This window comes from Mycolicibacterium canariasense (assembly GCF_002101555.1).
Classification (GTDB): domain Bacteria; phylum Actinomycetota; class Actinomycetes; order Mycobacteriales; family Mycobacteriaceae; genus Mycobacterium; species Mycobacterium canariasense.
This window is the reverse complement of record NZ_LQOL01000065.1, coordinates 1-8,676: the sequence shown is the minus strand read 5'-3', so window position 1 is coordinate 8,676 and position 8,676 is coordinate 1. Positions and strand designations below refer to the sequence as shown.

Genomic DNA, 8,676 nt, shown 5'->3' with positions numbered 1-8,676 from the left:
CACTCACCCCAAGCCCACCAGCTCAGATGAGGACATTTAGAACCCCGAACTGGTTAGTTATCTCAGAAACGGCGCGATCCCGGCCCGACTGGCCCGCCCCCAACGCCGACCCATCCTGCACCTACCAGCCCACTGGCCGTGGGCGACGCACTGGCTCCGATTGTGGCGCAACACCATCGGCCACAGCCCGCCAGCAACCGCCCCCACCTGACCAATCCGCCGAAAGGCCACGACCGGAGCACACAGGAAAAAGCTGGACAGACTAGCCGATACCCCCTGCTCACAGCCAGCAAGCGACCACCAAACCATTCCAGCCTCAGCCACGACAGCTCATCGGTGGATCAAGGCTTATGCCTCCTGGTTGTCTGGGCCGACAAGTCGCAACCTGCGCCACGACTCGCCTGTCGCCTTGCGCGATGGGTGCTTGAGCGTGTCTGACGTCGATGAGCTTCGGTGAATGGGTTGCTTCAGCTCCGTACGGCGGCGATCGACGACTCCACTCGATCAGCCTGCCCGCAGCAGAGCCCCGCGGCAGCGTCGAAACATGAATCGAACTCGGATTATCAGGCCGGGCGGCGCCGGATCGTCGCGCTGACCATCCTCAGATTCGGCGTGTTCGTCAGTAGACGGCACAGTTACGCAGCAAGGGCGTTCGCGGGACACGAACGACTAGGACCGCCCCAAGGCTTGTGTTGGGTTCAGTGCTACTTCGCCGAGCCAATAGCACATCAGTAGGGCGACCTCGACGTCTAATCGTTCCGCGGCGATCGGGCGACCGCGGCGCTCGAGTGCTCGATTTACGCGATACTTGACGGTATTGGCGTGTATCTGCAATTCGTTGGCGGCGGCTTTGAAGCTGGAACCGGCACGCAAGAACACCCTCAGCGTGTCTCGTAGACGCTGGTCCGATGCAGTGTTCTGAGCCAACGGGCCCAGCACATCGTGAATCCATTCCTTCAGAGTCGCGTCATCGGTCATCAGCATCGAGGCCAGGGCCACACCGGGATCTCGTGCAGCGACGATCCGGTGCCGTGAGGAGCCGTCGGCTGCCACCGCGACCACACGGGCCTGCTCAGCCTGTCGGTAGGTGCGGCGGAAGCCTTCAATCCCCGGAAGTGGTTCACCGACGGAAAGTCTTGGGCCGTCAGGTTGAGCCCGGACGAAGTCGCGCAGCTGCGATAAATAGTCCGACGGGCGGTGAACCGTCATCCATGCGCATCCGACGAGGCGGTCGATGGAGAAGTAGACCGATTGCTTCGCTCCAGTGGCGGAGACCGCGTGTTGCATGAAGCGCTCCATGGCGATGAACTCGTCGGTGTCGGCGCCCGCATCTCGGTCGAGCCATACCATGAGAGCCACATGCGTTGCGCCCAAGAAGTACCTCATAGCCGACGACGCTTCGGTCAGGTCTACGTCGCGTCCGTTGAGGATGTCTCGAATGGCTTGTGCACGCAAACTTCGTCGGCGCTCGTCCCACTCCGCGCGTTCAGTCTGATATGTCTCCAAGACCTGCTCAGACATCCAGTCGATGTAGCGGAAAGACACACGGGTGATGTGTTCAATGAGCGCCAATTTCTCCTCGGGCGGTAGGTCCGCGCTCCGAAGGCCAGCGATGATGAGGTTCAATCCATACTGGTGCCCGAGCCTGTATGCCCGCAGCAGCGCGTTGACGGGTACCTCGCGTTGCGCCATCCTCCGGGCGTGTTCAAGGGCGGCCGTCGGTGACTCCATGCGGTCGAACGGGATCGAGTGACGGACGACGGAGAACCAAGTGTCTACGTTCGCGGCGACGGTGTCACTCAGTAGCTCTTTGAGCTGTTGATCGGCAGCGAGTTCGGCAACTTGCTCAATCAGAAGGCCATGTATGGACTCGGGCAATTCTCTGACGAGGTCGCCGAGGTCTCGGAATAGGTGATGAACCGCGTGACCGGGGGTGTCTTGAACTTCGGATGAATCAAGCACAGCTGCGACCGTACTCGATTACTTGTCTTTGCGAGACAACAGACGCCCGCAGGTTCGACCCTTCGAGACATACCGATCGCGGATCCGGGTATCTACGCTGTTAAGGAGCGGTGAGCCACGTTTTACCATTTCAGCAGCCGAACGAGGCATTGCTGTGGGCCACGGCGAACGGATGCGCGTGAAGAGGAAGGCGGAGGCATGAGTTGTCTGCTCGCAATAACCTTGTTTGCGGCCTTCGCGGCCGGAGCAGCCCCATTGCGAGGAACGATCAGCACCGCCCTGGCCGCAATAGACGACTTTCTCGATCGTTTCGGCCACGAAGTTTCCGGAACTGCTCATGCGAAGGAACGCCCGCCGCTCTGACGAGGTGGTCGAATCGGGCGCCGGATATGCCCGCCCGCCTCCCGCATACCGAAGCTGAAGCCTGGATAGCAGTAGGCTGTCCTCTGGACTCGCCCCCGGCCGTCGACTGACTCCAAGATCCCAACAGCAGCGCCGATCTGATCCGGGTCGCCCCGGCGGCGGGTGTGTTCGTCAAGGTGTGCGGGCACTGGTTCGGAGAACTCCGACCGCTCGATCCGACCTGGACAGCGCCCACCAGCAAAATGCTTCGGTTCGAATGATAATTCGGCCCAGGCGATGGTCGAACCATACGGTTTGGCATCGCTGCCTTCGGATGCGCCGATACTGCGCCGCCGGGGTTCCGTTCATGGAGGTAGTTCTGACACCTCGACAACGAACCAGAGTGGCCGGGCCGCGGCCATCGCAGGGCCCTGAAAGACGCTCAGTCCGACGAGTCGTTCAGCGTGCGGTCGAGAAAATCTGCGACTGCCGAAGTGAAGGCGTCGTTGTCGTCGCCCGCAACCATGTGGCCCGTGCCCGAAACGTCGACAGCCTCGGCGTGCGGTACGACTTCGAGGAACTCCTCGACCGACTGCTGCGACGTCACGTCGGAGTGAACGCCGCGAATGAGAAGCGTTGGTGCTCGCACGCGGCGGGCCCCTTCGATGAGAAGGTCGCTTATGGCGCCGAATTCTTTGGCACCAGTTGCTGGGTCGCCCTGCAGGAACTCGAAGTTGGAAGCTATGAACGCCGGATCCCATCGCCAGATCCACCGACCGTCGTCGCGCTGCTGCAAGACCTTTCGGAGACCGTCCAAGTTCTTGGGCCGAGCGCGATGCCGGTTGTACTGGGCAATGACGTCCGCGGCCGCGTCGAGCGTATCGAATCCGTCGGGATGGGCGCCCATGAAAGACACGACGCGGCGTGCTCCGTGAAACTCCATTCGCGGAGTTATGTCGACCAGTACGACGGCTCCCCACAGATCGGCAGGCGCCACCAAATGCGTTCCCAACACCGTCATGCCGCCCAAGGATGCGCCAACGACAGCTGGCGGGCGGCCATCGCTGGCATATCGGCGAATCGACAGCAGGTCGGATGCAAGTCGGTCGAGATCGTATCGACCATCGGGGTCCCACTCGCTGTCGCCGTGACCGCGGGCGTCGTAAGCGACGACGGTATACCCGCGCGCGTGTAAGCGGCGCGCGGTAGTCGCCCAGGCATGGCGGTTCTGTCCACCGCCGTGCAGCAGTATGACGACCGCGCGGGCGGATTCGTGTCGGTAGACATCGGCTGCAAGGGCGGTTCCGTCTTCGTTGCGGACGCGCTCGAACGTTGAGGTCATTTGCTGTGTCCTCGATGGTCGCCTTGGGCAGCGTTCTCGTTCCGCGACCGGATCACGAGGCGCTCTGGGCGACGACGGTCACTGTTCCCTGTGCGGCGCATACCGGGCGTCCCGTATTGGTGATGTCGATCCTGGCGACGCCGCTACGCTTCCCCAGCGCGATGATGTCGGCGACCGCAACGCAGACTCCACTGGACACCGGACGTAGGAGGTTCAGTTTGAATTCGGTTGTGGCCACCCATGACCCAGGTGGGATCACCGGATAGAACACCACGCCCAAGCAGTGGTCGACCATCGCTGACAGGCATCCGCCATGCAGAGTGCCGAAAGGAGTCAACAAATCGGCTCGGGCGTCCATTTCCACTACCAGTCTCCCGGCGGAGAACTCGATGTGGCGGAAGTCCAAGTACTTGGCGAGCCCTCCCGAGGTTCCCCCCGCGTGCTGGAGCTCCTCGGCTATTTGCTTGTTGAACTGGGGGAAGTCCATGGTCAGCGCCTCGTTTCGTTCAGCGATACCGATGCCATCGCTGAGACACTACTCCGCAGTTGTCGCAGCAATGCAACTGTGAGTGTCGGCCAGTAGCGCGGGAAGCAGGAATCGGCGCAAGAAAGCATCGATTCCTTCGGGGCTGCGGTGCCGGGGGCCGCGAACCGCGAGCAAGCTGAGGATGATGCGCAAAATCCATTCGGCGGCGTCATCGACCGAAACGCCGGCTTCGAGTTGATGCCAGTGTGCGGCGAACACGGGTCGCAGAAACTCGGCGACGAGTTCGAACAGCGCCACCGACGTTCCCTCGGCCAGTCCCACGCCGGCGAGTTCATCGTCGCTGGCGAAGAGCATGCCGATTATCGGTTCGCGGCGTGCCGCGCGCACCGTGACTGCAACGAAGTCCAATATGGCAGAGCCCAAGTCGGTGTGCGCCAAGATCCGTCCGCTGGTGCGGTGCAGGTAGCGTTCCGCTGCGCGGACGATGACACCGGATACGACGGATTCGCGACTAGCGAAGTAGCGATAGACCGTGGCGCGCGATACGCCCGCATGCCTGGCGATATCCTCCATCGTGGTGCCCGACAGCCCCTTGCCTTGCAGGCACGTTTCGGCGGCGTCGAGTAGGCGATCGCGCGCCATATCGCGGTTTCGCCCAGGAGTCGCGTCGCCCCGCCGCAACGATCTCTTCGTCACGGGTACGAGTATGCCCTGTCAAGGGACTCGCTCTGTCGAACACCCGCGGTTGTCGCATGGAAACGGATGTGACAATATCGCAGTCGTGTCGCATAGAAGACCTCGACGATGAGCGTGATCTGACCGTTGGCCATCCCACCACGCACTCCGGTTGTCGTCGGCGTCGGTGAACTGACACATCGCGGTGAAGGCACCGTCGATCCCATCGATTTGGCCGCCGAGGCCGCGCGTCGAGCGCTGCATGATGCTTCGGCCGCGATCGGGCATCGCATCGATACCGTGGCGACGCCCGGAATCTTGATGATCCCACGCGACAACCCCGCGTCGAGGATTGCCGAAGCGACTGGGCTGACGCCGGATCATCGCATCAGTTGTCCGGTCGGCGGCAACACCCCCCAGTATCTGGTCGAGGTCCTCGGCCGCCGCATTTGGCGCGGCGTCAGCGACGCGGCTCTGATCGTCGGAGCGGAAAGCGGCGCGTCAGCACGCAAAGTCGCATCCGGTAGCGCACTTTTGGAGCCCAAACCCATCGCAGCACAGGACGAGTCACTCGGTGACACCCGCCCGGGACTGAGCGAAGCCGAGGTGGGCGCCGGGTTACATTGGCCGCACGAGGTGTACCCGATCTTCGAATCCGCGATCGCGGCCCGATCAGGCCGCACATTCGACGAACAGCGCCGCTGGCTGGGTGACTTGATGGCTCCGTTCACGGTTGAGGCGTCCCGACATCTCGAGCAGGCCTGGTTTCCGCGTGCCCGTAGCGCAGACGAGCTCAGCACGGTCTCCCCGGCTAACCGGATGGTGTGCGAGCCGTATCCGAAGCTGCTCAACAGCATCATCGCCGTGGATATGGCTGCCGCTTTCGTGATCATGGCCGCCGAAGTCGCCGAGGAACTCGGAGTGCCCAGTGATCGTTGGGTCTTCCCGTGGTCGTCGGCCACATGCAACGACGTGTATTTCCCGGTTCAGCGGCCTGATCTGGGTCGTTCCGCCGGAATAAGGGCCGCCGGCAAGGCGGTATTGGCGGCCAGTGGACTTCACATCGACGACATTAGATGGTTTGATTTCTACTCTTGCTTTCCTTCCGCGGTCGAGGCGGCGATCGACGCCTTGGATCTCGACCCGGCGGATGACCGCGGGTTCACGGTGACCGGCGGACTGCCCTACCACGGAGGGCCGGGTAACAACTATGTCAGCCATTCGATCGTCGAGATGGTGCGACGCTGCAGGAGCGACCCGGACGCCGTCGGGCTCGTGTCCGGACTGGGCTGGTACATCACAAAGCACTCGCTGGGTCTGTGGTCGGCGACTCCACCGCCAACGGGATGGCAGACTCCGGACATGGCCGATGCGCAGTCTGCGATCGACGGCACCTCCCTCCCGGTCGCTTCTCCCGCCGACGCATCCGGAGAGGCGACCATAGATGGATACACCGTCGTGCACGACCGTGACCAAGGCCCCTCCTGGGTGCCGATTTTCGCGCGCATGACCGACGGCCGCCGCGTCGCGGCGCGCAGTGACGATGCCGAGGTGGCGGTGGCAATGTCACGAGACATGTGCGTCGGACACCAAGTCGCCGTGCGGCAGGCGGACGGACACGTCGAATTCGAACTGTCGTGAACGCCGACGCGCTCGTGCTGACCAAGCCGCGCACCCTTGAACGGCGGCATCTTCCGGTGCCGCGCATCGACGACGAGTCCGGTCTCCTGCGGATCGAGGCGTGCGGGCTCTGCGGAACCGACCACGAGCAGTTCAGCGGACACCTGCCGACGGGGTTCGCCTTCATCCCCGGACACGAGATCATCGGCGTCATCGAGGGAATCGGTGACGCCGCGCGCGAGCGTTGGGGCGTCTCGGTGGGTCAGCGAGTCGCCGTCGAGGTGTTCCGATCGTGTCGGGAGTGCGACTCGTGCGGCCGCGGCGAGTATCGCAGGTGCTCGAGCAACGGCCTCGCCACCATGTTCGGCTTCGTCGACGTGAACATCCCGCCCGGCCTGTGGGGAGGCTATGCAACCCACCTGCATCTGCCGTTCGATTCCATGCCGTTGCCGGTCCCGGACGGACTCGACCCGATCGTCGCGACGTTGTTCAATCCGCTTGGGGCAGGGATCAAATGGGCTGCCATGTTGCCCGAGACAAGCCCGGGCGACGTCGTCGCGGTCCTCGGACCAGGGATCCGCGGGATTTGTGCTGCCGTAGCCGCCAAGGAGGCCGGAGCGGCATTCGTCGCGATGACCGGGGTCGGCCCTCGCGACCGAACTCGGCTAGCCGCAGCCCACCAGTTCGGCGTGGACCTGACCATCGACGTCACCGAAGACGACCCGGCGCAGGCCCTGCAAATGGCGACCGGCCGGCTCGCAGATGTCGTCGTCGACGTCACCGCGAAGGCGCCAGCCGCATTCGCGGACGCCGTCGCACTCGCGCAGCCCGGCGGACGCGTGGTGGTCGCGGGCACACGCGGCGGCGGCGGAGCGCCGGGCTTCGAGCCAGACCTGCTCGTATTCAAGGAACTACGCATCTTCGGTTCGTTGGGGGTCGACTACCCCGCCTACCAGAGCGCCATCGAGCTGCTGGTCTCTAGGCGTTGGCCCTTCGAAGAATTGCACCGCGAGATCACCGGTTTCGCCGGCCTGCCCGGGCTGCTCGACCTTCTGGCCGGCAACGAGCCGGACCGGGTCCCCGCTCTGCACAACGTCTTTGTGCCGATCGCCTGACAGCGCCAACTAGCGCCCAACCGGAAGGATCCACCGTGAGCAGCCAAAGCCGGGTTGACATGCTTGCCCTGACAGATGCCCGCGAGCGCGCCGCTCAATGCGGGATTCCGGACGCCATGGCTGAACTGTCTGTTTTCAGGATCGCGCTTCATCAGCCCCCTGTAGCCGTCGCATTGCATGGAATGCTGGAGGCGTTGCTGTGGAAAGGCGCGCTGGATGCGCGGCTACGGGAGCTGATCATCATGCGAATCGGCTGGGTCACTGATTCGGTCTATGAGTGGACGCAACACTGGAGGGTTGCCCGCTTGCTCGATGTGCCCGAACGCGACCTGCTCGGGGTGCGCGACTGGCAGAACGCCGGCCACTTCGGCGAAGCCGAGCGGGCGGTACTGGCGGCGACAGACGAGACGTTGCGTGACGGCACCATCTCGGATGAAACCTGGGCTGAGTGTCAGCGCGCGTTGCACGGGGAGCCGGCCGTCCTCGTCGAACTCGTCGCCGCGATCGGGAATTGGAGATTGTTCTCAGCGCTGCTGCGGTCCTTGCACGTGCCGCTAGAAGACGGCCTCGAAGGATGGCCCCCTGACGGAGTTCGACCCTCCGTTGACTGAAGGGGGGACTGCCCCCAGTTTGGTTGACTCCTGACCTGTGAGGATTCGTCCTTGCTGGAAGGATCAACCTCGTGCCGACACCGTTTCCTGCCGAGTTCCGTGCCGACGTCATCGCGGTGGCCCGCAAGGGCGAGGCGCCGCTGCGCCAGATCGCGAAGGACTTCGGCATATCGGAGGCTTGCCTGCACCGCTGGCTCAAGATCGCTGATCGTGAGGATGGCCGCGGTAAGCCCGCCTCAGCGGCCGATGCTGAGGACATGGCCGCGCAGCTGCGCGAAGCACACAAGCGGATCAAACTCCTCGAGCAAGAGGCCGAGGTGATGCGCCGCGCGGTCGGCTATCTGTCCCGGGACGCCAACCCAAAATGATGTACCCGCTGGTCCTTGACCTTGCCGCTGACGGCGTGCCCGTCACGGTGACCTGCCGGGTCCTGGGATTCTCCACCGAGAAATTGTCAAGACCTGTGGATCGGGTGTTTCAGGCGACCTCCGTTCCGGCATGCTGATCGCCGTCTGAGGTCGG

Annotated in this window: 8 protein-coding genes and 1 pseudogene; 4 read left to right on the top strand and 5 right to left on the bottom strand. The window is 63.6% G+C overall.

The annotated features are described in order from the left end of the window. Window positions 1–669 precede the first annotated feature (669 nt). The 5 genes from AWB94_RS23520 to AWB94_RS23505 form a co-directional block, all read right to left on the bottom strand. Window positions 670–1,962 carry a PucR family transcriptional regulator gene (locus tag AWB94_RS23520; protein ID WP_011895461.1) on the bottom strand — a complete coding sequence of 431 codons (1,293 nt, stop codon included), beginning with the start codon at window positions 1,960–1,962 and terminating at the stop codon, window positions 670–672. Between the two features lie 18 nt (window positions 1,963–1,980). Continuing rightward, window positions 1,981–2,280 (bottom strand): hypothetical protein, encoded by a 300-nt coding sequence (locus AWB94_RS34700; RefSeq protein WP_131805205.1) that lies wholly within the window; start codon window positions 2,278–2,280, stop codon window positions 1,981–1,983. A 466-nt stretch (window positions 2,281–2,746) separates the two neighbouring features. Next, window positions 2,747–3,646 (bottom strand): alpha/beta fold hydrolase, encoded by a 900-nt coding sequence (locus tag AWB94_RS23515; protein ID WP_011895462.1) that lies wholly within the window; start codon window positions 3,644–3,646, stop codon window positions 2,747–2,749. 52 nt (window positions 3,647–3,698) lie between these two features. Beyond that, complete coding sequence (locus tag AWB94_RS23510) at window positions 3,699–4,133, bottom strand: PaaI family thioesterase (RefSeq protein ID WP_011895463.1); 435 nt, start codon at window positions 4,131–4,133, stop codon at window positions 3,699–3,701. A 48-nt stretch (window positions 4,134–4,181) separates the two neighbouring features. Continuing rightward, on the bottom strand, window positions 4,182–4,775 hold the full coding sequence (locus AWB94_RS23505) for a TetR/AcrR family transcriptional regulator (RefSeq protein WP_011895464.1): 594 nt from the start codon (window positions 4,773–4,775) through the stop codon (window positions 4,182–4,184). 180 nt (window positions 4,776–4,955) lie between these two features. Between AWB94_RS23505 and AWB94_RS23500 the strand changes: the two genes are divergently transcribed. The 4 genes and pseudogenes from AWB94_RS23500 to AWB94_RS23485 form a co-directional block, all read left to right on the top strand. After that, window positions 4,956–6,449, top strand: coding sequence for an acetyl-CoA acetyltransferase (locus AWB94_RS23500; protein ID WP_041800306.1), 1,494 nt, complete (start codon window positions 4,956–4,958; stop codon window positions 6,447–6,449). After that, entirely contained in the window at window positions 6,446–7,543 is a 1,098-nt protein-coding gene (locus tag AWB94_RS23495; protein WP_043985022.1) for a zinc-dependent alcohol dehydrogenase, read from the top strand. The genes AWB94_RS23500 and AWB94_RS23495 overlap by 4 nt, the downstream gene beginning before the upstream one ends. A 35-nt stretch (window positions 7,544–7,578) precedes the next feature. Next, window positions 7,579–8,154 (top strand): carboxymuconolactone decarboxylase family protein, encoded by a 576-nt coding sequence (locus AWB94_RS23490; RefSeq protein WP_062655129.1) that lies wholly within the window; start codon window positions 7,579–7,581, stop codon window positions 8,152–8,154. A 71-nt stretch (window positions 8,155–8,225) separates the two neighbouring features. Beyond that, window positions 8,226–8,614: pseudogene (locus AWB94_RS23485) on the top strand (transposase); the annotation flags it as partial. Window positions 8,615–8,676 lie beyond the last annotated feature (62 nt).